This is a genomic window from Kitasatospora sp. NPDC085464, assembly GCF_044541955.1.
Classification (GTDB): Bacteria; Actinomycetota; Actinomycetes; order Streptomycetales; family Streptomycetaceae; genus Kitasatospora.
This window is the reverse complement of sequence record NZ_JBITTM010000006.1, coordinates 153,214-179,822: the sequence shown is the minus strand read 5'-3', so window position 1 is coordinate 179,822 and position 26,609 is coordinate 153,214. Positions and strand designations below refer to the sequence as shown.

The window sequence follows — 26,609 nt, the reverse complement described above, 5'->3', positions numbered from 1 at the left end:
TCCGGCACCGACCGACGCGCCCGGCCCGGCCGGCGGCCCGGAGTCGCCCACGGAGGCCGCCGCACCACACCGGTGCGGCGGCCTCCGCCGTCCCCGACCGACCCGACGGCCCCACCCGCCCCGCCGTAGGATGACGGACGTGCGCCCGGCGACGGGAAGGCAGGACCCGCCATGGGTGAAGCGGTCGGTTCGATGCTGGCCTCCGCGGTGGCGCTCGCGATCAGTCCACGGCCGCTCATCACCGTGATCCTCGTCCTGGCCACGCCGCGCGGGCGGACGAAGAGCCTCGCCTTCGCGGCCGGCTGGGTGCTGGGCCTCGCCGTGCCGGTGATCCTCGTCCTGGTGGCCGGGCGCGCACTGGGCGGGGTCGGGGCCGCCCCCACCTGGCCGTCCTGGCTGAAGCTCGCCCTCGGCACGCTGCTCCTGCTGTCGGCCGCGCGGCAGTGGCACGACCGGCCGCGCGCGGGCCACGTCACGGCGCCGCCCGCCTGGCTGCAGTCGATCGAGCGCTACTCGCCCGCGAGGTCCGCCGGCCTCGCCCTCACACTCGTCGCGAGCAGCCCGAACACCCTGCTCCCGGCCGTCGGCGGCGCCGCCTCGATCGCGGGCACCGCGACCGGCCCCGGCGCGCGGGCGGTGGCAGCGGCCCTGTTGGTGTCGTTCGGCTCGCTCGGCTCCCTCGTGCCCCTGGTGGTCCGGATGCGCGGCGGAGCCCGGACCCTCGGCGAGTGGCGGGCCTGGACGGCCGCCCACCAGGCCGCGATCGTGACCACCGTCGCTGCCGTGCTCGGCGCCGGGTACCTGGGCGACGCGGTCTCCGCGCTCGGGTGACCGAAGGCTGTCCTCGGACTCGGACTCGGACTCGGGCTCGGACTCGGACTCGGCTGACGGCAGGCCGCCCCCTTCACCGGATCCGCACCACCCCGCGCCCCCGGACCGCCCGGACGCCCAGCCGCGCGGGATCCGCCCTCGGACGCGCCGCGACCGCGTCCCGGAGCGTCAGCAGGATCTCCCCGTCGTAGCGTTCCGCCAGCACCCGGGCCAGCTCGGCCGGACCGCCCGGCCGCGCCTCCGGCGCCAGATCGGGCAGCCGCCCCGGGGCGCTGAGGTCCTGTGCCTGGGCGGCCCAGCGTGCCGCGTCGCGCCGCTCGCCCTCGGCGCTGTAGTGCACGGCCAGGCAGTGCACGGCCAGCTGGTCGCCGTACTGGGCGGCGATCCGCCACCAGAAGACGCCGTCCGCCGTGCGGCCCATCCCGTACAGCAGGCAGCCGAGGGTGCGGAAGGCGGTCTTCTCGGCGAGTTCGAGGTCCAGGGCCAGTTCTCCGGGCTTCGCGGCGCCCGCCACGCCGGCGCACAGGTGCCGCAGGTCCCTGCGGAGCTCCGCCCGTCCGCCGGCCCAGGGGGACTGCGCGGTCCCCGTGCCGGCGCCGGTGCCCGGCGCCCCGCCCGGGAGCGAGTTCCAGGCCTGCCCCGGGCCCGGCCCCGGACCGCCTCCCGATCCCAGCCCCGCCCCCGGGCCGGCCCCCGAGGCCGGTGCGTGCGGTGGCCGGGCTCCGGCCGGCGGACGGGCGGGGCGTTCGCGCACGGCCGGGGCGGGCCGACGGGCGGCGGCGAGCCGCTCGGCCAGCCGCCGGGTGAACGCCACCGGATCGTGGTCGTCGAACTCCCGGTCCAGCTCGGCGGATTGCGCGCGCAGCAGGTCCCCGACCCTCATGTCTCCGCCCTCATGCGTCCGCCCTCACGTCACGGCCCTCACGTCACGGCCCCCATGTCACGGCCCTCATGTCTCCGCTCCGTCGTCTCCCGGGTGTTCCAGCAGGTACTCCAGGTGGCGCCGCCCGAGGCTGTAGTAGGTCCGGGCGGTGGTGTGCGCGATGCCGAGCGACCGGCCGATGTCGGGGTACGACAGGCCCGCCTGACGGAGCCGGACGACGTCCGCCTGGACCGGCGCGGCCCGTGCGAGTTCGTCCATCGCCCAGTCCAGGGCGTCCAGTTCGGCGAGTTCGTCCAGCTCGTCCTGGCTGGTGTCGGGGCGGCGCTGGGCGATCACCCGCAGCCGCTTGCGTTCGGTGCGCCGGCGGTCGCGCAGAACGTCCACCACCGCGTCTTTCACGACTTTGAAGGCGAAGGCCTGCGGATCGGCGCTGGCCAGGGCGCGACGCCAGTTCTTGTAGAGCGTCGTGCCGGCGTTCTGGACCGCGTCCTGCGCGTCCTCGCGGTGCCGCAGGCGTTGCTGGGCGTAGCGGAGGTAGCCGGAGTTCTCGCGGGTGAAGAAGGCCTCGAAGTCGTTCGGCAGGTCGCCGAGCGGGTCCGCCCGGAGGCCCCGCTCCTCGCCCGGCCCGGGAGTGTTCACGCACGCCCCCCTTTTCGTGGGTCAGCTGGCCGGCCCACCGGGTGGCACGCCGACGGCCCCATGGGGGCTCGTGGTGTAACCGTCCGGGAGGCGCGGGATGTTGACCGGATCGGGCGGACAATTGGCGAACGTTTCCGCCCACTTTTGAACAGCGCCACTGACCTGCCGATTCGGGCCCACCGACGTCCTCGGCAGGCCGGGCGAGTGACCCAGATCACACCGCGCGCGACGCCGGCTTGACAAGCCCCCCGCTGCCGGATCACCCACCCGCCCCACGGGGCCACCCCCGCGCCACCGGCACCGCACCACCGCCCGGACAGCACGGGTCTCACCGCACGCACCCCGCAGCACAGCACCGACACCGGGCCTCCGGCCGGCCCTACGGCGCCGGTTCCACCGCCGCCGAGTCCAGCGCGGCGGTCACCCGCTCCAGCAGCCCGCGCAGCTCCGCCAGGTCCTCGACCGGCAGCCCGGTCGCGGCGAGCAGCCGACGCGGGACCTGCCCGGCCCGCTCGCGCAGCGCCGACCCCTCGGCCGTGAGCGCGACGGTGACGGACCGCTCGTCCTGCGCGCTGCGCTCGCGGCGCACCAGCCCGGCCGCCTCCAGCCGCTTGAGCAGCGGGGAGAGCGTGCCGGAGTCGAGCCGCAGGCGCTCGCCGATCCGCTTGACGGGCAGTTCGCCGTCCTCCCAGAGCACCAGCATGACCAGGTACTGCGGGTAGGTCAGCCCGAGGTCGCGGAGCAGCACCCGGTAGACGCCGCCGAAGGCCCGCGAGGCCGCGTTGAGCGAGAAGCAGATCTGCTGGTCGAGGCGGAGCAGTTCCTCGTCCGCCATGCCGGGAAGCGTGGTCATGGCTCCATGGTACCGATCACACTCGCACCATTGAGTTGTGCGCAATTGAATTGCGTGCTCTACTTGTCGCAGGGCAGGAACCCGGACGGGTCGCGGAAACGAAGGCGACGCACCCCGGACCCACCCGCAATCCGAGCAACCGAAGCACCACGAAGGGGACCGACCATGGACGCGCTCTACACCGCAGCCGCCACCGCCAACGGCCGGGAGGGCCGTGCCGTCAGCTCCGACGGGCAGCTGGACCTCGCACTGGCGATGCCGCCGGCGCTCGGCGGCAACGGCCAGGGCACCAACCCCGAGCAGCTGTTCGCGGCCGGTTACGCCGCCTGCTTCGCGAGCGCCCTCGGCCTGGTCGGCCGGCAGGCCCGGGTGGACACCAGCGAGGTCTCGGTGACCGCCGAGGTGTCCATCGGCAAGGACGGCGCGGGCTTCGGCCTCGCGGTCGTGCTGCGCGTCGAGCTGCCCGAGTCCCTGGCGGGCGAGACCGGCGAGCTGCTGGTCAAGCAGGCGCACGAGGTCTGCCCCTACTCCCGCGCCACCCGCGGCAACATCCCGGTCGAGCTCGTCGTCGAGTAGTCGACCGGGGCACGGGGACGCCGGTCGCCACGACCGCGTCGAAGCCCCCTCGCAGGCGCGCACCGGGCCCGCCGCACACCCCGTGCGGCGGGCCCGCCCCGTTTCCCGGGCCGGCGCCCCTACCCCGCCGCGCCGGGCGGAGACCCACCGCCCGCCGGGCCGGCCGCACCCGGTCCGCCGGCACCCGGCCCGGCGCTGCCGGGCCATCCGCCGCCCGGCCCTGCGCCACCGTGCCCGCTCGCCGAGCGCAGCGTCTCCAGTCTGTGCCGGTACTCCTCCGCGTCGATCTCACCCCGCGCGAACCGATCCGCGAGCACCTGCTCCGCGGGTGGTCCCGCCCCCCAGCCGCCGGGGCCGCCCGGCCCCGGCCCGCCCACACCCGGTGCCGCCGGACGGCCGGGCGGGACCGGCTGCCGCGAGCGCGAGACGTACCGGAAGAGGGCGACGGCGAGGAGCACGAGCAGGGCCAGGACCAGCAGCGTCCCGATCACCATCAGCCCGATGCCCCAGCCGCTCATGCCGTGGCCGTGCCCGTATCCGTGCCAGTGCCTCATCAGGACCTCCTCCTCCGGCCCCGCACGGGCCCACCGAGGTGATCAGCGCCGAAGGGCCCGTCTTCGAACCCCCGCCTGCGGGGCGACGCCGGGGCACGCACCTCGCCGCGTTGTCGTCGGTCGCCGATGCTCCGCATGGACTCCGTCCTCCGCCTTGCGATGCACGCACCCCAACGCCGCCCCGCCCGCCCTCCGGGCGGACGACGGGGGCTCGAAGACGGGCCCTACCACCATCCTGCGCCCGGCACCGGTGAAAGCGCTGTGAAGAAAGCCTGAGAAAACGTTCCGGCGCACGAGCGCGCATCCACGGGGTAGCGTGCCGCTCGTGACCCGGTACCCGCGCATGACCCACCACCCGCCCGACGACGCCCGCTCCCCCGAGCAGCTCGTCGCCGCCGGACTGCTGCGGCGCCACGCCGACCCCAGCCCCCACCCGACGCTCGGCCACTCCCCGATCGCCTACGTCGCCACCGCGCTCTGGGCCGAACTCACCGCGCTCGCCATCGCGCCGTCCGCCGCCGAGGCCACCGCCACCGCCCTGCTGCACGCACTCGCGGACCGGGCCGTGGACGCGGCCCTCGCCCCGGGCAACGAGCGCGCCCCGCACGACGACCTGTACGTGACCGATCCCGCCCACATCGGCCGGAACCGCCGCACGGTGTGGTTCCAGCGCTACGGCCCGCACGGCCCGATCACCGCCGCCTTCGCGCCGTGAACCCCGCGCGCGGAGCCGGCCCTCGGTACCGGCGGCCTCAGCGCTCGACCTGCAGGCTGTGGCAGACCCAGCTGAGCCGGTCCGGCCCGGAGACCGGCGGCCGGGCGTGGTACGTCCCGTCCGCCACCGACAGGTTGACGATCAGGTAGGCGTGCCAGCCCGGTCCCACCCCGTGCAGGTCCGCGTAGACGAGCTCGTCCTCGACGTACCAGTCCACCGAGTTCGCGCCGAGCACCACCCGCAGACCGAAGGTCGCCCCCGGGCCGATCCCGGCGCCGCCGCCGTGCCAGTACCGGTAGCCGCCCCGGACGTGGTTGGAGATCTCCAGCAGGTCGGGGTTGTCGGGGTGGTACTCGAAGACGTCCACCTCGTTGCCGCCGTCCCGCCAGGTCCAGATCGCCGGCCAGGCGCCCAGCCCGGTGGGCAGCGTCACGCGCGCCGACAGCACGTCCCCGGTGCGGACCTGGAACCCGTCCGGACTGCCCTCGGTGGTCAGCAGGTTGCAGCTCCACAGCCCGCCGCTGTGCCGCCGGGTGGCGGTGAACACCCCGCCCGGGCAGTACCCGCGGACGAGGTAGTCGAGCTTGTGGTCGCTCCGGTTGGTCGGCCCCATCCGGGGGTAGGCGCTGCTACGCCCGGTGATCCACTGCCTGGTCGAAGTGAAGTCCGCGTCGAAAACGACGGTCACGGCCGCCTCCCCGGTGCTCCGGCGCCCCGGCAGTCGGATCGGCCGGGCACACAGAGTGATTTACCCGGTACGGTCCGCTGTATGCGAAGCGGACCCCCCGGGTCCGTGCCGGGACCGGGCGGACCCCTGAGGCGGCGGTCGGCCGCGGGGCCCGGGGCCGGCTCAGCCGACCGCCGCCGCACCCCCGGCGCCGAGCCGGTCGGTCACCGAGACCACGCCGTCCACCGCGCGGCACAGGTTGAGCACGATCGGCACCAGGTGCGGCTCGGGCACGGTGCCGCTGAGCACCACCCGGCCCTGGTTGACCTCCACCCCGATCTCCGCCGGGCTCACGCCCTCGATCCGGCCGAGCACCTCCTCGACGATCTCCCGCCGGATCACCCCGTCCTCGCGCAGGAACACCCGCAGCAGGTCCCCGCGGCTGACCATGCCGACGACCCGCCCCTCCTCGTCCAGCACCGGCAGCCGCTTGAGCCCGTGCCGGCTCATCGTGCGGGCCGCCGCGACCACGCTGGTGCCGGGCGAGGTGCAGACCGGTTGGCCGGTCATCAGGTCGGCGGCGGTGACCTCGCCGTTCGGGCCGGCCTGCGGCGACTCCGGCGCCGGCAGCAGACTGCCCGGGTCCTCCTGCGCGGCCAGGGTGCGCAGCAGGTCGGCCTCCGACACGACGCCGAGCGGCCGCCCTTCCGGGTCCACCACCGGTACTCCGGTGATGTCGTACTCGCTCAGCAGCGTCACGATCTCCCGGAACCCGGTCTCGGGGGAGACCAGGACCACGGGGCCGGTCATCACGGATTCGACGGTGGCATGCCGCACGCCGGTTCACCTCGTCCAACGGTGCTGGTCCGACCGGGCGCGGATCGTCCCGGCCGGTTACCGGCAGCATGGCGCGCGGCGGCGCGGATCGCCAGGGGCCAAGGGGCCGAACGGGTGGGTCCTTGGACCCCGGTGCACGAACACGTCCCCGACGGGCCGGACCGGGGGCGGGACGTGCACTGTCGCCCCGCGAGCGGGGGCGACGGCCGGCCGGAGGACCCGTCGCGCGCCTCCCGGTGGCACGCCGGTCGCCCGGACAGCGCAACCATCACATGATCGACTCGTTGGACCGTCCACCACTCCAGCACCACGCACGGTTCCCGGGAGGACCCTTTGCCAGGACGGACGGTGGGCGCGGCGGCGCCGGCCCAGGGGGTCGCCGCGCGTCCCGTGGCCCGGGCGGAGGCGGTGCTGGTGCGCCACTACCGCAGGCTGGTCCGCCTCGCGTACCTGGCGCTGCCGGCCGACCGGGACCGGCACAGCCGGGTGCTCGCCGCCCACGCCGCCGTCCACCGCGCCCTGCCCTTCCGCTGGACCCGCCGTGACGAGGGGACCCACCACGACGCCCCGGGCGCCGCCGGGGCGGATCCGCCGTACGCCGCCCTGCGCCTGCGGGTCCTGCGCACCGCGCTCCGCCCGCACCCGGCCGCTCGTCTGCTGGCGCCCCGGGTCTGGGGGCTGCGGTTGTTCACCCCGCACGGCGGCGAGGAGGACGCGGGGCTCGACCACGCGCTCGCCGCGCTCGACGCCCCGGCCCGGGCCGCGTTCGCCCTGCGGACCGTGGAGGAGCTGTCCGCCGGGCAGGCGGCCGAGGTGCTGCGGCAGGCCGGGGTGGCCCGGCCGGACGACGCGGTCGCCGCAGCCGCGGCCGTCCCCTGCGGCGCGGACCGGGAGCCGCCCGCCTTCGACCCGTGCGCGGTCCGGGTGCAGCCCACCGACCTGCTGCGCCGCCGTCGCACGCTCACCGCGGCGCTGGCGGTCGGTGTGCTCGGGCTCACCACCACGGCCGCCGTACTGGGCGGTTCCGGCCCGGCAGCGCCGGCAGGTCCGGCGTCGGCTGCCGCCCCGGGTGCCGCCGATCCGGCCCGACTGGTCCGGGTGGCGCCCGACGCCTGGCAGCACACCGCACGGGTCGACTTCTCCGCCTGGCCCGCCCGGGGCGACCGCCGCGAGGACGGGGCACTGCTCGGCCGCGCCCTGGCCGCCTGGGCGCAGCCCGGCCCGCAGACCCGTGCCGAGCCGGGTACGGACCCCGCCCCGCCCGTCGAGGCACCGCAGCTGCTGTTCGCGGGGACGGTGGAGGGCACCGGTGTGGTGGTGCTGTACGACGGCCGGCGCCTGGCGCGCTACACCGACGGTCGCGACGGCGGTCTGGACCTCGCCCGGGCCGACGACTCGGACCTCACCACGGCGGGCGCGGTGGCGCTGCGGCGTCGGGGCTCCGACGTCCGGTACCTGCTGGCGCCCTGGGTAGACTCCGCCGAGACCCGCCGGATCGACCAACCCGACGCCCCGGCCCGCCCGTTGGAGCACCCCGAGGGCGTCACCGCGCCGGCTCCCGGGGGCGGGCTCGCCGACTGCCGGGGCGCCACCCTGCTCCAGCTGCGGTCCTCCCCCGTGGTCGCCGAGAAGCACGCCTTCCTGCTGGCCGACCTGGGCGGCCTCGTCCCCGCGCACCTCACCTACCTCCCGCCACCGGACCGCTCCCCCTCCGCGCAGTCCGCCCAGTCGGCGCAGTCGGCCCACGAGCCCCGCGAGGCGACCGCCCAGGACGCGCTGCAGGCCTGGGCCCGGGCGGGCTGTGCCGTCCCGGACGGCAGGCCGGGCGTCAAGCAGCTCGACCTGTGGGCCTTCGCGGTGCAGCCGCTGCCGCAGAACGCGGGCTCGGCCGCCTGGGTCTGTCTGCGCGCCGACCGCTGGAACGGCGAGGGCAGCGCGGCCACCGCCGTCGTCCTGCCGACCGCCCGCGCCCCGCAGCGCACCGGCGGCGGTCCGGGCCGGGCGTGCAGCCGGTTCGAGCGGGAGACGGTGGCCTGGGCGTGGTGGCGCTCCCCGCAGGGCACCGAGTACCTGCTCGCGGCGGGCAGCCGCCGGGTCACCCGGCTCACCGTCAAGGGCCCGGACTGGTCCGCCGACCGGTCCGTCGCGGACCACACCCTCGCCGTCGAGCGCCCCGCCCGCTCGGCCGTCCGGGTGGAGGCGGTCCTCGACGGCGGCAGCCACATCGGCCCGCCGCAGTGAGCCCGGCCCCGCCGCGTGCGGCGCGTGCGGCTCGCACCCGCGCCGCGCCCGGTCCGCTCAGCCTGCACGGCCCACACGGCCGGCCGCGCCCGACGACTCCGCCTCGTAGTCCGGCAGTTCGACGCTGCTGACCTCCTTCCCCAGCTCCAGCATCTTGTCCAGCGCCCACCGCCGGTTCAGCAGCGCGTTGCGGAACCGCAGCCCGGTCGCGGTGCGCGGCGCCAGGAACGGCCCGGTGCGGTCGCCGCCCTTCTGGCAGCCCTGGGCGTAACCGCGCAGCAGCCGCTCGTACCGCTCGAAGGCGGTGCGGTGGTCACCGCGCGCCCGGGCCAGCTCGCCCGCCAGGACGTACGCGGCCACCACCGCCGTCCCGGTGCCCATGCCGCCGATGGTCGCGCCGCAGGCGGCGTCGCCGATGAGGGCGATCCGGCCGTTCGACCAGGCGGACACGTCGGCCCGGCTGATGGAGTCGAAGTACAGCTCGGGGGCGGCGTCCAGGCTCTCCAGCAGCTGCGGGACCCGCCAGCCGAGGCCCGTGAAGGCGGCTCGGACGAGCGCCTTCTGCTGCGCCTGGTCGTGGCGGTCGTAGCGCAGCTCGGGCGAGGCGAACAGGGCGAAGGCGCCCGCCCGGCTCGGGTCCCGGTGGCCGGCGCCGACCGACATCAGCCGGCCGGGGACGTTCAGCCCCACCGAGCCGACGGGCAGCCCGAGGTCGTTCGGCAGCTGCCAGGTGGCCGCGTAGTAGCCGAGGTGGCGCACGTAGCGCTGCTCCGGGCCGAAGGCGAGCCGACGGACGTTGGAGTGCAGCCCGTCGGCGCCGATCACCAGGTCGAACTCCCGCGGTGCGGCGTGCCGGAAGGCGGCCCGGACCCCGCTCGGAGTCTCCTCCAGCGCGGTGATCGAGTCACCGAAGAGGTACTCGGCCCGGGCGCTGCTGTGCCGGTGCAGCAACCGGGCGAGTTCCCCGCGCGGGACCTCCACGTCGCCGCCCGCGAACTCGGCGGGCAGGTGCAGCAGTCGGCGCCCGTCGGCGGCCACGAAGGTCATCGGGCTGCCGCCGGTGCCGAGTGCGCGCAGCTCGTCCAGCACGCCCATCCGTTCCAGCACGGTCAGGTGGGTGCGGCCGCGGAAGTCGACGTCCTGGCCGCCGTCGCGCAGCGCGGGCGCCAGCTCGACCACGGTCACTTCGAAGCCGTACCTGCCCAGCCAGTGGGCCAGCGCGGGGCCGGCGATGCTCGCGCCCGAGATCAGGATCCTGGTGCTCACGGGAACCACTCCGTCCGTCGATCGAGAAACTGTGTCTCGCAGACACGGTTTGTTGCTGTGTACGGTAGACACAGTTGGCGCGCGGGGCAACCCCCGAGGCAGGAGCCGACGACGAGCCGAGGACGACCCCCGGCGGAACCGGTACGGAACCCCAGGACGGGAGCGGACGATGGGCGAGGCGGCGAACGACACGGTGCGGCTGCTCTGGGGGCCGCCGGCCAAGCCCACCCGGGGGCCGAAACCGGCCCTCACCCTGGAGCGGATCGCCGCCGCGGGCGTCGAGGTCGCCGACGCCGAGGGCCTGGCCGCGGTCTCGATGCAGAAGGTGGCCGGGCTGCTCGACTTCACCAAGATGTCGCTGTACCGCTACGTCCCGGGCAAGGCCGAACTGATCGCCCTGATGGTCGAGTCGGCCGTCGACGAGCCTCCGCGCCCTGCCGAGGGCACCGGTTGGCGGGAACAACTCACCGCCTGGTCGGGCCACTTGGCCGACTCCTTCGCCCGGCACCCGTGGCTGCTGGACGCCACCGTCGGCCCCCGCGTGGTCGGCCCGAAGGAACTCACCTGGCTGGAGCGGGTGGTGTCCGCGCTCGACGGCCACGGACTGACCGGCCCCGAGCGGATGGACGCCGCCGTCCTCCTCGCCGGACACGTGCGCGGGATTGCCGCGCAGTCCCGCGCCACCGGGCCCGCCGGCTCCCCCGAGGCCGAATTCCTCACCGTCTTCGGCCTCGTGATGCAGCAGCACGCCGACCGCTACCCCGCCGTCGCGGCCGCCGTGGCCGAACCGGGCGGGCGCGACCAGGCACTCGACTTCGGCCTGGAACGCATCCTGGACGGCCTGGCCGCCCTGATCGAGCGCCGCACGGCGCAGCCCTGACACCGCGGCGCGGCCCCGGTCGCCCGCGCACCCGCGCACCCGCGCACCCGTGCACCCGTGCACCCGTGCACCTACGCGCCTTCGCGCCCGGAAGACCCTTCGGAGCCACGCCCGCCCGGGCGCTAGCATCGCGCCCCATGGCGATGTTCGTGCACCTGACCGCCGCGGCCAACGCGCCGCGCATCCGCCGCGCCGGGATCCGGGCCGACAGCCGGGGCCAGGGCGGGGCCCGCGGGCTCTACTGCTTCCCCGTGCTGCCCTCGTACACCCTGACCCACCAGTGGCTGCGCGAGCTGGCCCGGTTCGGCCCCAAGGGCTCGCTGGTCGCGGTGCACGTCCGGCTGGACGACGCGCAGGAGGTCCTGGCCGGGCACTACCGGGACCGCGCCCGGGACGCCCAGCAGCCGGTGTCCGCGGCCGAGGCGGTCCGGCGGATCGGCGCACTGCCCGACCCGCGCGGCTGGGAGGTCTTCCTGCCGCGTGCCGCGGGCGCCCGCGAGGTGCACCGGATCCGCACCGTGCCGCAGGTCGCCGGCTGGCGCTACCGGCCGGGCGCCCACGGCACCCGGCCCTGCACCTGCTTCGGCTGCCGGATCCGCGGCGAGTACGGCGGCCGGCGCCTGCGCGAGCGCCACCCGCACCCGCTGGACGGCCCGCCGCCGCCCGTCCCCGTCCTGCTCGCCCGGATCGCGGCGGCCGGCGAGCCGGGCGACCCGGCCGAGCTGCGGGAGGCCCTGCACTGGTTCGGAATGCGCCGCCGCGGCCCGGTGGACCTCCTGGCGCCCCTGGCCGCCCATCCCGACCCGCGCGTGCGCGAGGACCTGGTCTGGACCGTCGGCTCCTGGTCCACCCCGGGCGTCGCCGAACTGCTGGACGGCCTCGCGGACGATCCGCACCCGGACGTCCGCGAGGCCGTCGGGGCGGTGCGGGACCGCTGAGGCCCCGCACCGCCCCGGGTCGTGCGCGGTCCGCCGTCAGGACACGCGCTTCAGCTGCCAGCTGTTCTTGTCGAAGCTCGGCACCGCGGAGTACTGACAGCCGGCGCTGTAGAAGCTGCTGACGATCGTCCAGCCGGCCGGCGGCCAGGTCGAGGCACAGGCGTTGACCACGGTGCCGACCGGGTAGCCGGTGAGCTGCATGATCTTCTTGGTGTTCGGGTTGAACCCGGAGCCGCAGCCGCCGCTGTTCCACCACTGGACGTCCACGTAGCCGCCCGGCGTGAGCGAGGAGGAGCACATGGTGGTGGTGTCACCGGGCGCGGCCTGGGCCGTCCCCATGGTCAGGGTGAGCGCGGCGGCGGCAGCGCCGATGGTCAGCGCGGCGGCGCGGAGGCGTATCACGGGGCGGGCTCCTCTCGGTGACGCGGCACCTCCGCGTCACCGCCCATTCCTATCGGTGCCGCCGCCTCGACGGACAGCGACTTTCCGGCCCGACGCGCGGCGCATTCTCGCCCCTCCGTACCCGACCCACCCCCGCGCCTCACCCGTGCCCGGCGCCGTCCGCCGCCGACGTGCCCGTCCGGCCGATCCGGGTGATCATGGGACGACACGCGTCTTCGACGATTCGGCGCACCGGCCGGCTCCGGTGGCGCCGGGAAGGTGGACTGCGATGTTCCAGCTCCTGTGGATTCTGCTCATCGGCTTCGTGCTGGGCGTCATCGCCAAGCTGTTCCTGCGCGGGCCGCAGTCGATCCCCTGGTGGCTGACCATGCTGCTCGGTGCCGCCGGGGCGTGGCTCGGCAACGCCGTGTCCGGCTGGCTCGGCGTCCGCCACACCTCGGGCATCGACTGGATCCGCCACATCCTGCAACTCGCCTTCGCGATCGCCCTGGTGGCCCTCGCCGCGCCCGCCTGGAGCAAGTCCCGCCCGAGCCGCTGACCCCGCCCGCCCCGTCTCCGGCACCCGCGGCGCAGCGACCTGCAGCGACGTGCAGCGCCGCGCACCGCCATGCCGCTCAGCCGACGTGCACGGCCGGCCGGCGCGTGCGGTCCGGCTCGGCCTCGCGCAGCACCTCCCGGGTGACCGGCGCGATCTCGCCCTGCCCGAACAGGAAGAACCGCAGGAACTGGGCGAACGGGTTGCCCTCGGTCCACTCGAAGTAGATGTGCGGCTGCTGCCCGGTCAGGTCGCGCACGTGCAGCAGCAGGGCGGCGATGGCGTTGGGCACGCTGGAGCTCTCCAGCGACAGCACCCGGTACCGGCCGTGCAGCACCTCGCCGTGCACGGTCAGTTCGGACTCGAAGTCGGACGGGTCGAGCACGGTGACCTCGACGAAGACCAGGTCGTCCTCGGCCGGGATGTCGTTGTCGGTGCGGATCTGGCGGATCTTGTCGCGGTACTCGGCGAGGTCCCGGCTGTTCGGCTCGTTGGCGATCAGCCGTAGCGGGCGGTGCATGTAGTCCCGGACGAACCGCTCGGCGACGTCGTCCAGCGTCACGTCGGTGACGCGCAGTTCGAAGGCCCGCTTGAGCCGGGAGAGGAAGGAGACCAGCATGATGCCCGCGATGAAGCAGGCACCGATCTTCACGCCGTCCGGGCGCTCGGCGATGTTGACCCCGGTGGTGTAGAGGAACACCGCGGCGATCACCGCGAAGCCGGCCCGCCAGCGGCGCTGCCCGGCCTTGTGCGCGGCGATGGTGACGGCGATCGCGGCGGAGCTGATCAGCACCAGCACACCGGTCGCGTACGCGCCGCCCTGCGCGTCCACGCTGGCGTCGAAGATCCAGGTGACCAGGAAGGCGATCAGGGTGAGGACGATGACGGTGGGCCGCACCGCGCGGGCCCAGTGCGGGGCCATGCCGTAGCGGGGCAGGTAGCGCGGCATCAGGTTGAGCAGCCCGGCCATCGCGGAGGCGCCGGCGAACCAGAGGATGGCGATCGTGGACAGGTCGTAGATGCTGCCGAAGGTGTTGCCCAGGTACTCGTGGGCGAGGTAGGCGAGCGCCCGTCCGTTGGCCTGGCCGCCGGGCTTGAACTGGTCGGGCGGGATCAGCAGCGTGGTGATGAGGCTGGTGGTGATCAGGAAGACGCTCATGATCGCGGCGGCGGTGGTGAGCAGTTTGCGGGCGCCCCGGATCCGGCCCGTGGGCTTCTCCTCGGTGTCGTCGGGGTCGCCCTCGATGTGCGGCATCACGGCGACGCCGGTCTCGAAGCCGGACAGGCCGAGCGCCAGCTTGGGGAAGACGATCAGCGCGACGCCGACCACGGCGAGCGCGTTGCCGTGCTCGGCGGTGAGCGCGTCGGTCCAGGCGGTGAACAGGTGCGGGGCCTTGAGCACGTGCCAGAGCCCGTTGACCACCACCACGACGTTGAGCGAGAGGTAGACCGCGACGAGGACCACGGCCAGGCCGATCGCCTCGCTGAAGCCCTTGAGGAAGACCCCGCCGAGCAGCGCGATCATGATGAGGGTCAGCATGACCTGCTTGCCGGTCAGCGCGCTGTGCAGGTGCGGGTTCTCGACCAGGTGGGCGCTGGCGTCGGCGGCGGACAGGGTGATGGTGATCATGAAGTCGGTGGCCGCGAAGCCCAGCAGGGTGAGCACGAAGAGCTTGCCCTGCCAGAACGACAGCAGGCGCTCCAGCATCGCGATCGAACCCTCGCCGTGCGGGCTCTCCTGGGCGACCCGCCGGTAGACCGGGAGCGCGCCGAGCAGGGTGACGATGACCAGCACGATCGTGGCGATCGGGGAGACCAGGCCGGCCGCGAGGGCGGCGATGCCGGGCTGGTAGCCGAGCGTCGAGAAGTAGTCGAGGCCGGTCAGGCACATGACCCGCCACCAGCGCTGGCCCTTCACGTGCGGAACCTGCGCGTGCGGGCCGGGATGCTGCTTGGCCATGTCCGCCAGGCCTTCCAGCATCCACGCCCGGAAGCGCCCGCCGCTGTTCCGGGGCGGTACCCCCGGTGCGGCCGAACCCGACGAGACCACGTACACCCCTGTCCACGACTCGGCCGGCCGCGTGCGGCTCCGGACCCCCGGCGGCCCGCCGGACGGCGGGCCTGGTCAGGCTAGGTGACCGGGCCACCACCACCCGGGCACCGCGCGGGCCAACACGCCAGGGTGCGCCCGTACGGCCCTCCCGGCCCGCGGGCGGCGCCCGGCCGTGCCGCGAGGCCCGGCGCGTCGGTCCGTACCCGACCTTGGGAGGAGTGAGGATGTCCGCGCACGTTGACGCACTAGGTTGACGCCGGGACCACGTCGACGGGCCTGACCCGTCGTCGGCCCCGACCTGACCCGACCTGACCCGATCAGGCCGGACCGGCGCTCCGGATCGCCGCGGACCGGTCGACACGACTGCGAACGACAGGGAGGCCGCAGTGGCGGTACCGAGCCGGCGGGGGATTCTGGGCCTGGGCCTGATGGCGGCCGCCGTCACCTCCTGCGGTGCCCGGCGCCCGGAGGCGGCGCCCGCCCCGCACACCTCCGCCGACGGACCGCCCGGTCCCACCGGGGCCGGGCCCGGCAGCGGCACCCCCGGCGCCGCCGGGAACACCGGGAACACCGGGAACACCGGGAACACCGGGCCGGGGCACGACCTGGCGCACGAACAGGCCCTGCCCGGCACGCCCGGCTGGGAGATCACCGACCCCGGCCCGGACTCCGCCGTCGAGGGCTTCGCCGACCGGGTCAGCGTGCTCCCCGGCGAGTCCTTCGGCCTTCACGTCTCCACCCCCGCCCCGGCCTTCACCGTCTCCGCGTACCGGATGGGCTGGTACGGCGGCGCCCGCGCCCGGCTGGTCTGGCGCCGCCAGAACGTCCCCGGCGGCAGACAGCCCGCGCCGCACGTGGACCCGACGACCCGCACCGTGCTGACCGGCTGGCAGCGCAGCCTCGCCGTGGACACCACCGGCTGGCCCGAGGGCGCCTACCTGCTGCGCCTGGACGCCGAGGACGGCTCCGGCCGCCGCTACGTCCCGCTCACCGTCCGCTCCGCCGTCACCGCCGGCCGGACCGTGGTCATGAGCGCCCCGGCGACCTGGCAGGCCTACAACGAGTGGGGCGGCCACAGCCTCTACAACGGCCCGACCGGCGGCCTCGCGACCCGTTCACTGAAGGTCGTCTTCGACCGGCCGTACGACTACGCCCACGGCGCCGGGCTGTTCCTGGTCTACGAGGCGCCGCTGATCGCCTTCGCCGAGCGGCTGGGCCTGCCGCTCGCCTACACCACCGGCGTCGACGTGGCCCGCGAGCCCGGCCTGCTGACCGGCGCGACCACCGTCGTCTCGCTCGGCCACGACGAGTACTGGTCCCCCGAGCAGCGCGCCGCCGTGGTCGCGGCCCGCGACGCCGGCACCAACCTGGCGATCCTGGGTGCCAACTGCTGCTTCCGCCGGATCCGTTACGAGCCGACCGACCTCGGCCCGGAGCGCACCGTGGTCTGCTACAAGGACGCCTGGGCTCAGGACCCGGGCCACCAGGCGGGCGCCCCGGCGACCACCGACTTCCGGGTGGGCCCGGGCGCCGATCCGGAGAGTTCGATGCTCGGCGTGATCTACGACGGCTACCCGGTGGACGCCCCGTACGTGGTCACCTCCCCCGAGCACTGGGCCTTCGAGGGGACGGGCGTCGCCGCCGGGGCGTCCTTCCCGCACCTGGTCGGCGTCGAGTACGACCGGGTGAACACCGCCTTCCCCACCCCGCGCCCGGTCGAGGTGATCGCGCACTCCCCCGTGGTCTGCGACGGCCGACCCTCCCACGCCGACACGGCCTACTACACCGTGCCGAGCGGCGCCGGGGTCTTCGCCTCCGGCACCATGCGCTGGGTCGAGACCCTGGACGCCCAGGGCCCCGGCGCCGGCCCCGCCGACCACGGCATCGACGCCCAGGCGGGGGACCTGGTCCGCGGGGTCACCGAGAACGTCCTGCGCACCTTCGCCGCCGGACCGGCCGGCCGCACCCACCCGGCCCGGGACAACCTCGCCGCCGTCTACGGCACCGCGTAGGGCCCGTCTTCAAACCCTCGCCCGGCCGGAAGCCGGGTCAGCCGGGCCGGAGGCCGGGTCAGCCGGAGGCGAGCGGCGGTGCGAAGGTCTCGGGCGGGCCGAAGTCCGAGAAGCGGTCGTCCGTCACGGTCCGCGTGCCGTCGACCACCATCGCCTGCTCGACGCGGACGGGCCGGCCGAGCCGGTCGATCCACAGGTCGCAGTCGGCGGGCGCGCCCCCGCCCTGCGCCCCGGCGTCGACCGACGGGTCCGCGCGGCGCATCAGGTCCGGCGACCGACCGGGAGGCGGAGCGTCGGGTCGTCAAGGAATTTCTCCGGTTCTGCGTTCGGGACGACGGTAGCCTGCCACATCGGCCGATCGCGGTCGAACGGATGGCCGGAGCCCGCTGGAGCCCGTCCGGTGGTCCGCCCCCGTACGGGAGCGGGCCCGCACCCCCGATACACTCGCACGGTCCAACCAGCGCAGGTCGTCCAGGCAAACCGACCGGTGCGGCACGGGGTGCCCGCCGGCGAGGGCACGAGGGAAACAGAACATGGTCGAGGCCTCTCCCAAGGTCGTTGTGGTCGTCCCCACGTACAACGAGCGGGAGAACCTCCCGGTCCTCGCGGGCCTGCTCGCCGAGCTTCCGGTGCCGAACCTGCACCTGCTGGTCGTCGACGACAACTCGCCCGACGGCACCGGCGAGGTCGCCGACAAGCTCGCCGCGAACTCCGGCGGCACCGTCGGCGTGCTGCACCGCACCGAGAAGAACGGCCTCGGCCGCGCCTACCTCGCCGGCATGGAGCGGGCCCTGGACGAGGGCGCCGACGTCGTGGTCCAGATGGACGCCGACCTCTCCCACCCCGCCTCGGCGATCCCCGAGATGGTGCGCACCCTGCTCACCGACGGCACCGCCGTGGTCCTCGGCTCCCGCTACGTCCCCGGCGGCTCGACCGCCGCCGAGTGGCCCTGGCACCGCAAGGCCCTCTCCGCCTGGGCCAACTTCTACGTCAACACCATCCTCGGCCTGGGCGTCCGGGACGCCACCGCCGGGTTCAAGGCCTGGCGCGCGACCACCCTGCGCGCCATCGACCTGCCCACCGTGCAGAGCAACGGCTACTCCTTCCAGGTCGAGATGAACTACCGGGTGGTCAAGCGGGGCATGACGATCCGCGAGGTGCCGATCCGCTTCGAGGAGCGGATCGAGGGCGCCTCGAAGATGAGCATGGGCGTGCAGGTCGAGTCCGCGCTGGCCCCCTGGAAGCTGCGCTTCAACCGCGGCGACTGACCGGACGGCGGGCGGAAACCGGCCGACGGGCGGCGACGCCCGCCCGGACCGCCGGGCGGAACCGGTGGTGACCGCCCGGGCCGAACCGCTGGCAACCGGCCGCTCCGGCGGGTTCATACGGGTGCCGGACGGGCCGCGGAACGGTGTGAAGGGCGGCGGCGGGGAAAGAAGGGCGACATGGCCCTTCTCCCGGAGTCACTCACGGCCCTGATCCGCCGCTTCGCGCGGGAGCCCTTCGTCGTCCAGACCGTGCGGGCCACCGTCGCGGCGACCATCTCCTACGCGGTGGCGACGCAGCTCAGCAGCGAGCCCGCCCCGCTGACGGCGCCGCTGACCGCGCTGCTGGTGGTCCAGGTGACCGTCTACTCGACGCTCAAGACCAGCATCCGCCGGGTCAACTCGGTGGTCGTCGGGGTGCTGATCGCGATCGGCTTCAGCGCCGTGGTCGGGCTCTCCTGGTGGAGCCTCGGGCTGATCATCCTGGCCTCGCTGGTCGTCGGCCGGTTCGTCCGGGTCGAGGAGTTCGTCCAGGAGGTCGCGATCAGCGCGATGCTGATCCTGGGCGTCACCAAACTGGCCTCGCAGGCCTGGGACCGCGTGCTGGAGACGCTCATCGGCGCCGCCGTCGGCCTGCTGTTCAACCTGGTGTTCGCACCGCCTGTCTGGGTGGACACCGCCGGGGAGTCGATCGAGGACCTCTCCCGGCGGGCCCGCCAGCTGCTGCTCGACATCGCCGAGGAGCTGGGCCGTCCCACGCCGGTCGCCCGGGCCGCCGAGCGGCTGCACGAGGCCCGCCGGCTGGACCAGGCGATCGCCGAGGTGGACGCGGCGCTGCGGCAGGCCGAGGACAGCCTGCGGTTCAACCCGCGGATCAGCGAGGGACTGCTGTCCCGGCTGGTGCTGCGCACCGGGCTGGACACCCTGGAGATCTGCGTCGTGGTGATCCGGGTGCTGGCCCGCTCGCTGACCGACCTGGCCAAACGGCGCGCGCCCGGCGAGCGGCTGTTCCCGCCGGACGTCGCGGTCGACCTGGAGGAGCTGCTGGACCACGTCGGCGGGGCGATGGTCAGCTTCGCGGTGCTGGTGACCACCCAGGTGAGCAGCAGCGCCGAGGAGGCGGAGACCCGGCTGACCTCCGAGCTGGCGGCGGCCTGGGCCTGCCGGGAGAACGTCGCCCAGGTGCTGCTGCGCAAGGTGCAGGAGCACCCGGAGGCCTGGCAGCTGCACGGCTCGATGCTGGCCGAGGTGGACCGGATCCTGGACGAGCTGGACCTGGAGCACCGCAGCCGGCGGCTGATGGAGGAGCTGGACCGGGCGTCGGTGGCCAACCGGGAGCGGTTCGCGCGGTTCGCCCGGCTGCGCCGGTTCCTGCGCGGCGAGCGGGAGCGGGGACGGGAGACGACGGCGCGCCCGGCGGCGGAGGCCGGGCGCTGACCGGACGGTCGGGCCCCGACCGGATCGGGGCCCCCGGGCTGTCAGGCCGTCACGGGGTTCAGGGCGTCGCGGGGTCAGGGCGTCACAGGGTCAGGGCATCAGGGCATCAGGGCATCAGGGCATCAGCCAGGGCTGCTGCGGGAGCGGGTGTCCGGTCTCCAGGTAGGTCTTCAGGTTGGAGAGCACGGCCGACCAGCCCTGCTCGGCGTCCACCCGCTCGGCCTCGTCGGCGAGGTTCTCGTGGGTGACGGTGAGCCGGGTGAGGTCCCGCCAGCCGCGGATGTCGAAGGTGACCACGGAGGGCCCGCCCGGGCGCCGCTCCTCCGGCCCCGCCCAGGTGGTGACCAGCCGGTGCGGCCGGTCGACGGCCTCGACCGTGCCGACCACGTCGGCGATCCCGGAGTCGTCGGTGCGCTGGTGCTCCCAGGTCGCGCCGGGCAGCCAGGTCGAGACGTTGCGGTGGCCCCAGTACAGGCCGGACTCGTCGGCGTTGGTGAGCGCGTGCCAGACCCGCTCGGGGGTGGCCCTCAGGTAGAGGACGGCGCGGTGGGTGGCGGCGGTCACGGCATCAGCCCTCGGCCGCGTCGAGCAGGGGCTGGATCTCCAGCTTCTGCATCCGCAGCATGGTCGCCATCACCCGGTCGGCCCTGGCCCGGTCCTCACCGCCGATCAGGTCGAGCAGGACGCGCGGAGTGATCTGCCAGGACAGGCCGTAGCGGTCCTTGAGCCAGCCGCACGGCCCGGCCTGGCCGCCGTCGGCGGTGAGCTTGTCCCAGAGTTCGTCGACCTCCCGCTGGTCCTCGCACTCCACCTGCAGCGAGACGGCCTCGGTGAAGGTGAACTCGGGGCCGCCGTTGAGGGCCACGTACGCCCGGCCGGCGAGCTCGAAGTCGACGGTCATGACCGAGCCGGCCGCACCGGGACCGGTCTCGCCGTAGCGGGTGACCCGGGTGATGCGGGAGTCGGGGAACAGCGAGGTGTAGAAGGCGGCGGCCTCTTCGGCCTGGTCGTCGAACCAGAGGAAGGTGCTGATGTTCTGCATGCGCCCGACGGTAGCGGCGGGGTCCGACGCGTGGGCCGAGCCACGGCCGGGGGTCACCGGTTCGGCGCCCCCGGCCGCGGCCCGGCCGCGGATCAGTGCACCCAGCCCGCGTAGCGCTGGGTGAAGCGCTGACCGGTGTGGGCGGTCACGACGACGTCGTAGCGGCCCTGCTTGTCCAGCGGCCAGGCCAGGTTGGCCTGCTTGCCCGGCTTGACCCAGACGGTCTGCGCGGTGCCCGCGAAGTCGTTGGGCGCGGCGGTGAAGGCCACGTCGGTCATGCCGTCGTTGGCGAGCTGGAGGCTGAACTTCCCGTTGCCGCGCAGGTCGGCGGTGACGATCGGCACGCCGATGTCGTTCTGGCCGTCCTGGCCGTCCTGGCCGTCCCGGACCACCGTGCCGCTGAAGCGGCGGACGAAGCCGTCCGGGCCGTGGACGGTGAAGTCGTAGCGGCCGTCGGTGGCCGCCGCGTCCCAGACGTACCGGGCGGTGGCGCCGGGGGCGACGGTGTACGGGGTGCCCGCGAACGGGAGCACGATGTTCGGGTAGACGGTGTACGGGAAGGCCACCGAACCGTCGTTGCTCATCGTGCAGGTGACCTTGCCGGTCTTGCGGTCCACCTCCACGTCGACCCACGGCTGGTACGGCAGCGGGCGGTGCGGGCGGTCGCCGCGCTCCTGGACGGGCATGGACTGGGCGCCGACCGCCGGCAGCGCGACGCCGGGCAGCTTGGCGCCCGCGTCGGCCTTGGCCATCAGGGCCTTGGTGTCGGGCAGCGTCGGGATCGAGTACTCGGGGGCGGCGAAGTCGAAGCAGCTGGTGAGGTCGCCGCAGACGGCCCGGCGCCAGGCCGAGATGTTGGGCTCGGCCACCCCGGTGACCTGCTCCATGAAGCGCAGCACCGAGGTGTGGTCGAAGACCTGGGAGTTGACCCAACCGCCGCGCGACCAGGGCGAGATGACCCACAGCGGGACGCGGTTGCCGAGTCCGATGGCACGTCCCTGGGTGAACTCCTCGGGGGTGCCGGGCTCGGGGGTGGGCGGGACCATGTGGTCGAAGTAGCCGTCGTTCTCGTCGTACATGACGAGGAACACGGTGTGCCGCCAGACGTCCGGGTTGGACATCAGCGACTGCAGCGCCTGGTCGACCCAGTGCGCGCCGTAGGCCGGGCCGGCGTCCGGGTGCTCGCAGAACAGGTAGGGCGCGACCAGCCAGGAGACGGTCGGCAGGGTGCCGTCCTTGCAGTGCTTGTCGAAGTCGGTCGGGTCGAACTTGGTCATCGCGTTGACGTACCGCGGGTCGTCGTGCGGGAACGCGTGGAACTGCTTGAAGTACGAGAGCGCGTTGTCGTCGTAGTCGCCGGTGCGATCGTCCTTGCTGGGGTTGTGGTAGACGCGCCAGGTGACGCCGGCCGCCTCCAGGCGCTCGGCGTAGGTGGTCCAGTCGGCGACGGGGTTGTCGGTGACCGGGGTGTTGTCGATCCACGGGCCGGTGGTGCCGTCGCGGCCGGGGCCGGAGGTGCCGGTCCACAGGTAGAGGCGGTTGGGGTCGGTGGGCCCCGCGAGGGAGGTGAAGTAGGCGTCGCAGATGGTGAACGCGTCGGCCAGGGCGTACTGGTAGGGGATGTCGTCCCGGTTGAAGTAGCCCATGGTGCGCTCGCCCTTGGCGGCGATCCACTTGTTCATCGCACCGTTGTTGATGGCCTGGTGGCCGGTCGCCCAGTCGTGGGCGAGGCCGCCGGCGTTCTGCGCGTTGTACTTGGCGGTGTCCATCCGGTACGGCAGCATCACGCCGCCGTCGCTGCGCCGGCTGTCCGGCTGGCGGAACACGTCGGTGCCGTCCGGGAACTGCAGCGCCTGCTTGTCGCCGAAGCCTCGGACACCGGCGAGGGTGCCGAAGTAGTGGTCGAAGGAACGGTTCTCCTGCATCAGGACGACGACGTGCTTGACGTCCTTGACGGTGCCGGTGAGCGGGACGGCTGCGGTGGTGCCGGGCGCGGGGGCCGGGGCGGCTTCGGCCGGCGCGCCGGCCAGACCGGTCAGGGCGGTGGCGCCGGCCGCGGCGGTGGCGCCGACGAAGGTACGGCGGGAGAGCTCGGGCATGACGAACTGGCCTCTCGGGGCTGTGGGTCTCAGAGCTGGAAGGTGGCGACGGCGGCGGCGGTGTCGGACGGCCACTCGTTGCCGGCCGCGTTCGGCTCGGGCTGCGGCCAGTCGGCGACCAGCGTGTGCGCCTCGACCAGCTTCAGCGGGCCGGCGTACTGCACGTAGTCGATCCGGTCCTGCGGCTCGGGCCGGTCGCCGCGCCGCTTGCGGGTGGGCGACCACGTGGCGCCCGGGGCCTTGGCCGGGTCGCGGTTCTCCTCGCGGAAGGTGTCGGTCAGCCCGGCGGCCTGCAGCGCCACGGTGACCGGCCAGCCGAGCGGGCCGACCCCGCCGTGCGCGGCGGCGGTGGCGGCCGTCCAGTCCAGGTGGGAGGGCGAGGAGAGCGCGCCGGCGAGGACGACCGGGAGGCCCCCGGCCGCGTCCGCGCGGACCGCGGCGGCGAGCGCCGTGGCCTGCTTCAGCCGCAGCGACCCGTTCTCGGCGGCCACGACCTGGGCGGCGGTGCTGCCGTCCTGCACGGCGTACGGGCCGTAGCCCGCCTCGTCCAGGTGCGCGGCCCAGAAGCGGACGGCCCGGCCGCCGGGCAGCTGCAGGGTGGCCGCGGCGGCGGGCAGGTCGGCGGTCGGCGGGGTGACGTCGGCGAGCGGGTGGCGGCTGAGGATGCCGACGCTGCCCGGGCTCTGGTAGGCGTACCAGCCGAGGGCGTCGGCCAGGGTCCTGGCGCGCTCGCCCGCCGTCTCCTGCAGGGCGAGGACGTCCAGGCCCTGGGCGAGGACCACGCGCAGCTGCTTCTCCAGCGCGTCGGAGTAGCCGGATCCCGCGTCGTGCAGGTTCCAACTCGCGGCCTTGAGGCGGGGCTTGGCCGCCGGGTCGACGACGGGGACGAGCACGGTGACGGTGTCGGCGGCGCCCGCGCCGTCCTTGACGCCGACGACGACCACCTCGGGGTTCTTCCCCGCGGTGGCGGGCGCGGTGCCGGTCAGCATGCCGTCCGCGCTGACGGACGCCCAGGCCGGGCCGCCGACCTTGCGGAAGGTGGCGGAGCCGGGCGCGTTGCCGACCGGGCGGGACCAGAGGCCGCCGAGCTTGACCTGCACGGCGGCGCCCGGCGCGACGGGCGTGGCGGTGAACGAGTCGACGGCGGCGTGCGGGCGGACGACCGCGGGCTTGGGGCGGAAGCTGAACGGGGCGCTCTGGGCGAGGATGCCGTAGCCGTCCTTGGCGAGCAGGTAGGCGGTGTACGGGCCGCCGGTCAGCGCGGAGGTGTCGAGCTGGACGTCACCGGCGGCGGCCGGGGTGTACTTCCACAGCAGCGAGGAACCGGTGCCGGGCCGGCGGCTGCCGTCGTAGATGCCGACCCAGTTCTTGGCGTCGGGCGCGTCGGTGCTCCAGTGGAAGGTGAGCCGGTCACCTTCGGTGGGGTTGGAGGAGGAGGTGAGGGTCAGGGCGCTGCCTGCGGCCACGGTTGTCCTGTCCGCCGCGCCCGGAGGCCGGTACCGCCGGGGGACGGTGCACGGGTCGGGTACGGCTGGTCACGGAGTCAGGGAGGGAGGGTTCGCCGCGGTCGGCTGTGCGGACAGTTGCGGGCTGTCCGCACAGTTGGCTGTACAACTGCGGGCGACCTCATTCACCTGGAGGTCAGCGACCGGGACATGAACGACGCATGACGGGTCATCGGGCGGCACGGGAACTTCAGCGGGCGCACGAAGAGGGCCGCGACGGATGAACCGTCGCGACCCTCCGGTACGTGGAGCACTGCGCGTGCACGCCCGTCGGGGGGCGCGCCCCGCCCCGACTCGCCACACCGACGCGTCAGGCCGGCGCCTCGGGCGGGGGCGTCCGGCCGGGGCCCCGGGCGGGGGCGTCAGGCCGGAGCCGGGCCGACGCGTCAGGCCAGGGCGAGGAAGAGCTTCTCCAGCTCGGCCTCGCTCATCGGCGCGGCGTCCTCGTCGGCGGCGGCCATGCACTGGCGCATCCCGCTGGCGACGATCTTGAACCCGGCCCGGTCCAGGGCCCGCGAGACGGCGGCGAGCTGGGTGACCACGTCCTTGCAGTCCCGGCCCGCCTCGATCATCGCGATCACTCCGGCCAACTGGCCCTGGGCGCGACGCAGCCGGTTCAGGACCGCGCCGACCGCCTCCTCGTCCACCTGCATGTCGGGGCCGCCTTTCGCATCGACTGTCGATGGACAAGTGTACCCCGCGGGGTATTCGTTCCCGGGTGGACGAAGCCCGTACCGACCGCCCCCCGAGGAACTCGGCTCAGCGACGGGCCAGCCGCCGCTCACCGCCGGCGCCGGTCGCGTACGGCACCTCGTAGTGCGCGAACACGGCGGGCTCGTCCTCGGCGGGCAGCACGTCGTCCGTCCCGATCGCCGGAGCCCCCTTGACCTGGCTCTTCGGGTAGGCCACCCGGACGTAGTCCGGCCCGACCACGGCGCCCACCAGCGGGACGAACACCAGGCGGCGCCGGCCGGCGAAACCCACCGTGACGGTGGCGAAGAACGCCTCGTCACTGGCCGTCTCGACGTAGACCGCCTCCAGCTTGCCGATGCGGTGGCTCTTCTGGTCGACCACCGAGTGGCCGCGCCACTCCCGGATGTCTGCCATTGCGATTCCCACGGCCCGGACCTCCCGTCGCCGGATGTTCCACTGTTCCACTGCCACTCCCCGATCCTCCATCCTGCGCCGCGACGGGCGACCCCGCGCGGCGGCCTCCCGGCCGCGCGCCGGCGTGAGCGGCCGGCTCCATGGCGTGAGCCACCCGTTCCGTGCTGTGAGCGGCCGGCTCCGCGGCAGCAGCACTGCGAGACGAAGCGGCAGCACGGCGAGACGAAAGGGACATACGGGGGTGACCCGACCAACCGGCGCCGGGGGCCATGACCCGGGCTCTAGGCTGGCCGCCGGCGAGGCCGCGAGCAGATCATCGGACTCTTGCGGGCAGGTTTACCGGTGGAGGGAGCAACAGCCGTGGGATACGAGTCCATGTGGGGGCCCGGCGGGGTCGGGCACCCGGCCGACCTGCGGCCCGACATCCCGCACCCCGCCCGGATGGACGACTACTACCTCGGCGGCAAGGACAACTTCCCCGCCGACCGCGCCGCCGCCGAGAAGGCGCTCGCCGCCAATCCCGAGTTCCGCTCCACCGCCCGCGCCAACCGGGGCTTCCTCACCCGCGCGGTGCGCTGCGTCGCCGAGCTCGGGATCGACCAGTTCCTCGACGTCGGCACCGGCATCCCGACGGTCGGCAACACCCACGAGATCGCCCGGGCCGCCGACCCGGGCGCCCGGGTCGTCTACGTCGACAACGACCCGATCGTGCTCAGCCACGCCCGCGCCCTGATGGCCGGCCCCGGGCACGGCCGCACCACGGTCATCCGGGCCGACCTGCGGCAGCCCGCCGCCCTGCTGGACGCCGTCCTCGCCGTGGAACTGCTCGACCTCTCCCGGCCGGTCGGACTGGTCCTCGCAGCCGTCCTCCACTTCCTGCGCGACGAGGACGAGCCGTACCGGGCCGTCACCACCCTGCTGGACGCCCTGCCCTCCGGCAGCCACCTGGTCCTCTCCCACGGCACCGCGGACTTCATCCCGGCCGTGGTCCGCGACCGCGTCACCGGCGTCTACGACAAGGCCACCGCCCCGCTCGTCGGCCGCACCCGCGCCGAGGTGCGGACCTTCCTCGACGGCCTCGACCTGCTCGACCCGGGCGTGGTCACCGTCCCGCTCTGGCGCCCCGACACCGCCCCCGCCCCTGGCGCCGACCGCGTGAGCATGTACGGGGCGGTGGCCCGCAAGCTCTGAACCCGGGGTGGACACCGGCCGCATCCGGCTCGACGGTCGGCAGGCGCACCCTGGCGTCGAACGAGACGTGGACGCCGAAGT

Annotated in this window: 27 protein-coding genes; 11 read left to right on the top strand and 16 right to left on the bottom strand. The window is 74.6% G+C overall.

What is annotated here, in order from left to right:
• The first annotated feature begins 171 nt into the window (after positions 1 to 171).
• Positions 172 to 831 (top strand): GAP family protein, encoded by a 660-nt coding sequence (locus tag ACIGG8_RS07735; protein ID WP_396546324.1) that lies wholly within the window; start codon positions 172 to 174, stop codon positions 829 to 831.
• A gap of 73 nt (positions 832 to 904) precedes the next feature.
• Here ACIGG8_RS07735 and ACIGG8_RS07730 read toward each other — a convergent pair whose 3' ends face one another.
• The 3 genes from ACIGG8_RS07730 to ACIGG8_RS07720 all read right to left on the bottom strand — a co-directional run bounded on the left by ACIGG8_RS07730 (position 905) and on the right by ACIGG8_RS07720 (position 3,206).
• Positions 905 to 1,714, bottom strand: coding sequence for a hypothetical protein (locus ACIGG8_RS07730; RefSeq protein ID WP_396546323.1), 810 nt, complete (start codon positions 1,712 to 1,714; stop codon positions 905 to 907).
• Positions 1,715 to 1,780: 66 nt separating this feature from the next.
• Positions 1,781 to 2,353, bottom strand: a complete 573-nt coding sequence (locus ACIGG8_RS07725; protein ID WP_350522729.1) for a sigma-70 family RNA polymerase sigma factor — start codon at positions 2,351 to 2,353, stop codon at positions 1,781 to 1,783.
• A 379-nt stretch (positions 2,354 to 2,732) separates the two neighbouring features.
• Positions 2,733 to 3,206 carry a MarR family transcriptional regulator gene (locus ACIGG8_RS07720; protein WP_350522730.1) on the bottom strand — a complete coding sequence of 158 codons (474 nt, stop codon included), beginning with the start codon at positions 3,204 to 3,206 and terminating at the stop codon, positions 2,733 to 2,735.
• A 165-nt stretch (positions 3,207 to 3,371) separates the two neighbouring features.
• Here ACIGG8_RS07720 and ACIGG8_RS07715 point away from each other — a divergent pair, with 165 nt between their 5' ends.
• On the top strand, positions 3,372 to 3,782 hold the full coding sequence (locus tag ACIGG8_RS07715) for an organic hydroperoxide resistance protein (RefSeq protein WP_189921741.1): 411 nt from the start codon (positions 3,372 to 3,374) through the stop codon (positions 3,780 to 3,782).
• A gap of 119 nt (positions 3,783 to 3,901) precedes the next feature.
• On the opposite strand, the gene ACIGG8_RS07710 is transcribed toward ACIGG8_RS07715, so the two are convergent.
• The gene (locus tag ACIGG8_RS07710; protein ID WP_396546322.1) at positions 3,902 to 4,336 is read right to left on the bottom strand and encodes a hypothetical protein; all 435 of its coding nucleotides are present in this window, start codon (positions 4,334 to 4,336) and stop codon (positions 3,902 to 3,904) included.
• Between the two features lie 325 nt (positions 4,337 to 4,661).
• Between ACIGG8_RS07710 and ACIGG8_RS07705 the strand changes: the two genes are divergently transcribed.
• Positions 4,662 to 5,051 (top strand): hypothetical protein, encoded by a 390-nt coding sequence (locus ACIGG8_RS07705; RefSeq protein WP_396546321.1) that lies wholly within the window; start codon positions 4,662 to 4,664, stop codon positions 5,049 to 5,051.
• 37 nt (positions 5,052 to 5,088) lie between these two features.
• Here the strand turns inward: ACIGG8_RS07705 and ACIGG8_RS07700 are convergent, their stop codons facing one another.
• The gene (locus ACIGG8_RS07700; protein WP_350522733.1) at positions 5,089 to 5,739 is read right to left on the bottom strand and encodes a beta-glucanase; all 651 of its coding nucleotides are present in this window, start codon (positions 5,737 to 5,739) and stop codon (positions 5,089 to 5,091) included.
• A gap of 162 nt (positions 5,740 to 5,901) precedes the next feature.
• Complete coding sequence (locus tag ACIGG8_RS07695) at positions 5,902 to 6,555, bottom strand: CBS domain-containing protein (protein WP_396546320.1); 654 nt, start codon at positions 6,553 to 6,555, stop codon at positions 5,902 to 5,904.
• Between the two features lie 333 nt (positions 6,556 to 6,888).
• On the opposite strand from ACIGG8_RS07695, the gene ACIGG8_RS07690 reads away from it, so the two are divergent.
• Positions 6,889 to 8,796 (top strand): hypothetical protein, encoded by a 1,908-nt coding sequence (locus tag ACIGG8_RS07690; RefSeq protein ID WP_396546319.1) that lies wholly within the window; start codon positions 6,889 to 6,891, stop codon positions 8,794 to 8,796.
• Positions 8,797 to 8,853: 57 nt separating this feature from the next.
• On the opposite strand, the gene ACIGG8_RS07685 is transcribed toward ACIGG8_RS07690, so the two are convergent.
• Positions 8,854 to 10,062 (bottom strand): FAD-dependent monooxygenase, encoded by a 1,209-nt coding sequence (locus tag ACIGG8_RS07685; protein WP_396546318.1) that lies wholly within the window; start codon positions 10,060 to 10,062, stop codon positions 8,854 to 8,856.
• Positions 10,063 to 10,231: 169 nt separating this feature from the next.
• On the opposite strand from ACIGG8_RS07685, the gene ACIGG8_RS07680 reads away from it, so the two are divergent.
• Entirely contained in the window at positions 10,232 to 10,942 is a 711-nt protein-coding gene (locus tag ACIGG8_RS07680) for a TetR/AcrR family transcriptional regulator C-terminal domain-containing protein (protein WP_350522737.1), read from the top strand.
• 137 nt (positions 10,943 to 11,079) lie between these two features.
• The gene (locus ACIGG8_RS07675; protein WP_396546317.1) at positions 11,080 to 11,880 is read left to right on the top strand and encodes a HEAT repeat domain-containing protein; all 801 of its coding nucleotides are present in this window, start codon (positions 11,080 to 11,082) and stop codon (positions 11,878 to 11,880) included.
• A gap of 36 nt (positions 11,881 to 11,916) precedes the next feature.
• Here the strand turns inward: ACIGG8_RS07675 and ACIGG8_RS07670 are convergent, their stop codons facing one another.
• On the bottom strand, positions 11,917 to 12,282 hold the full coding sequence (locus ACIGG8_RS07670; protein WP_396546316.1) for a hypothetical protein: 366 nt from the start codon (positions 12,280 to 12,282) through the stop codon (positions 11,917 to 11,919).
• 268 nt (positions 12,283 to 12,550) lie between these two features.
• Between ACIGG8_RS07670 and ACIGG8_RS07665 the strand changes: the two genes are divergently transcribed.
• Positions 12,551 to 12,820 (top strand): GlsB/YeaQ/YmgE family stress response membrane protein, encoded by a 270-nt coding sequence (locus ACIGG8_RS07665; RefSeq protein ID WP_396546315.1) that lies wholly within the window; start codon positions 12,551 to 12,553, stop codon positions 12,818 to 12,820.
• 76 nt (positions 12,821 to 12,896) lie between these two features.
• Here ACIGG8_RS07665 and ACIGG8_RS07660 read toward each other — a convergent pair whose 3' ends face one another.
• Positions 12,897 to 14,777 carry an amino acid transporter gene (locus tag ACIGG8_RS07660; protein ID WP_396546314.1) on the bottom strand — a complete coding sequence of 627 codons (1,881 nt, stop codon included), beginning with the start codon at positions 14,775 to 14,777 and terminating at the stop codon, positions 12,897 to 12,899.
• A gap of 479 nt (positions 14,778 to 15,256) precedes the next feature.
• Between ACIGG8_RS07660 and ACIGG8_RS07655 the strand changes: the two genes are divergently transcribed.
• Entirely contained in the window at positions 15,257 to 16,882 is a 1,626-nt protein-coding gene (locus ACIGG8_RS07655) for a N,N-dimethylformamidase beta subunit family domain-containing protein (RefSeq protein WP_396546313.1), read from the top strand.
• A 58-nt stretch (positions 16,883 to 16,940) separates the two neighbouring features.
• Here ACIGG8_RS07655 and ACIGG8_RS07650 read toward each other — a convergent pair whose 3' ends face one another.
• Positions 16,941 to 17,144 (bottom strand): hypothetical protein, encoded by a 204-nt coding sequence (locus tag ACIGG8_RS07650; protein WP_396546312.1) that lies wholly within the window; start codon positions 17,142 to 17,144, stop codon positions 16,941 to 16,943.
• Between the two features lie 271 nt (positions 17,145 to 17,415).
• Between ACIGG8_RS07650 and ACIGG8_RS07645 the strand changes: the two genes are divergently transcribed.
• Both ACIGG8_RS07645 and ACIGG8_RS07640 read left to right on the top strand, forming a co-directional pair.
• Positions 17,416 to 18,150, top strand: coding sequence for a polyprenol monophosphomannose synthase (locus ACIGG8_RS07645; RefSeq protein WP_396546311.1), 735 nt, complete (start codon positions 17,416 to 17,418; stop codon positions 18,148 to 18,150).
• Between the two features lie 177 nt (positions 18,151 to 18,327).
• On the top strand, positions 18,328 to 19,584 hold the full coding sequence (locus tag ACIGG8_RS07640; RefSeq protein ID WP_350520850.1) for an aromatic acid exporter family protein: 1,257 nt from the start codon (positions 18,328 to 18,330) through the stop codon (positions 19,582 to 19,584).
• A gap of 114 nt (positions 19,585 to 19,698) precedes the next feature.
• Here ACIGG8_RS07640 and ACIGG8_RS07635 read toward each other — a convergent pair whose 3' ends face one another.
• From ACIGG8_RS07635 to ACIGG8_RS07610, 6 genes are all read right to left on the bottom strand, one after another.
• The gene (locus ACIGG8_RS07635) at positions 19,699 to 20,148 is read right to left on the bottom strand and encodes an SRPBCC domain-containing protein (RefSeq protein WP_396546310.1); all 450 of its coding nucleotides are present in this window, start codon (positions 20,146 to 20,148) and stop codon (positions 19,699 to 19,701) included.
• A 4-nt stretch (positions 20,149 to 20,152) separates the two neighbouring features.
• A complete protein-coding gene (locus ACIGG8_RS07630) occupies positions 20,153 to 20,626 on the bottom strand; it encodes a VOC family protein (protein ID WP_396546309.1) in 474 nt (157 codons plus the stop codon).
• A 92-nt stretch (positions 20,627 to 20,718) separates the two neighbouring features.
• The gene (locus ACIGG8_RS07625; RefSeq protein WP_396546308.1) at positions 20,719 to 22,725 is read right to left on the bottom strand and encodes a phosphocholine-specific phospholipase C; all 2,007 of its coding nucleotides are present in this window, start codon (positions 22,723 to 22,725) and stop codon (positions 20,719 to 20,721) included.
• Between the two features lie 29 nt (positions 22,726 to 22,754).
• The gene (locus tag ACIGG8_RS07620) at positions 22,755 to 24,191 is read right to left on the bottom strand and encodes an endonuclease/exonuclease/phosphatase family protein (RefSeq protein ID WP_396546307.1); all 1,437 of its coding nucleotides are present in this window, start codon (positions 24,189 to 24,191) and stop codon (positions 22,755 to 22,757) included.
• 425 nt (positions 24,192 to 24,616) lie between these two features.
• On the bottom strand, positions 24,617 to 24,883 hold the full coding sequence (locus ACIGG8_RS07615) for a metal-sensitive transcriptional regulator (RefSeq protein ID WP_188303232.1): 267 nt from the start codon (positions 24,881 to 24,883) through the stop codon (positions 24,617 to 24,619).
• A 106-nt stretch (positions 24,884 to 24,989) separates the two neighbouring features.
• Positions 24,990 to 25,337, bottom strand: a complete 348-nt coding sequence (locus ACIGG8_RS07610) for a PRC-barrel domain-containing protein (protein WP_396546306.1) — start codon at positions 25,335 to 25,337, stop codon at positions 24,990 to 24,992.
• Positions 25,338 to 25,697: 360 nt separating this feature from the next.
• On the opposite strand from ACIGG8_RS07610, the gene ACIGG8_RS07605 reads away from it, so the two are divergent.
• Positions 25,698 to 26,528, top strand: a complete 831-nt coding sequence (locus ACIGG8_RS07605) for an SAM-dependent methyltransferase (protein WP_396546305.1) — start codon at positions 25,698 to 25,700, stop codon at positions 26,526 to 26,528.
• Positions 26,529 to 26,609 lie beyond the last annotated feature (81 nt).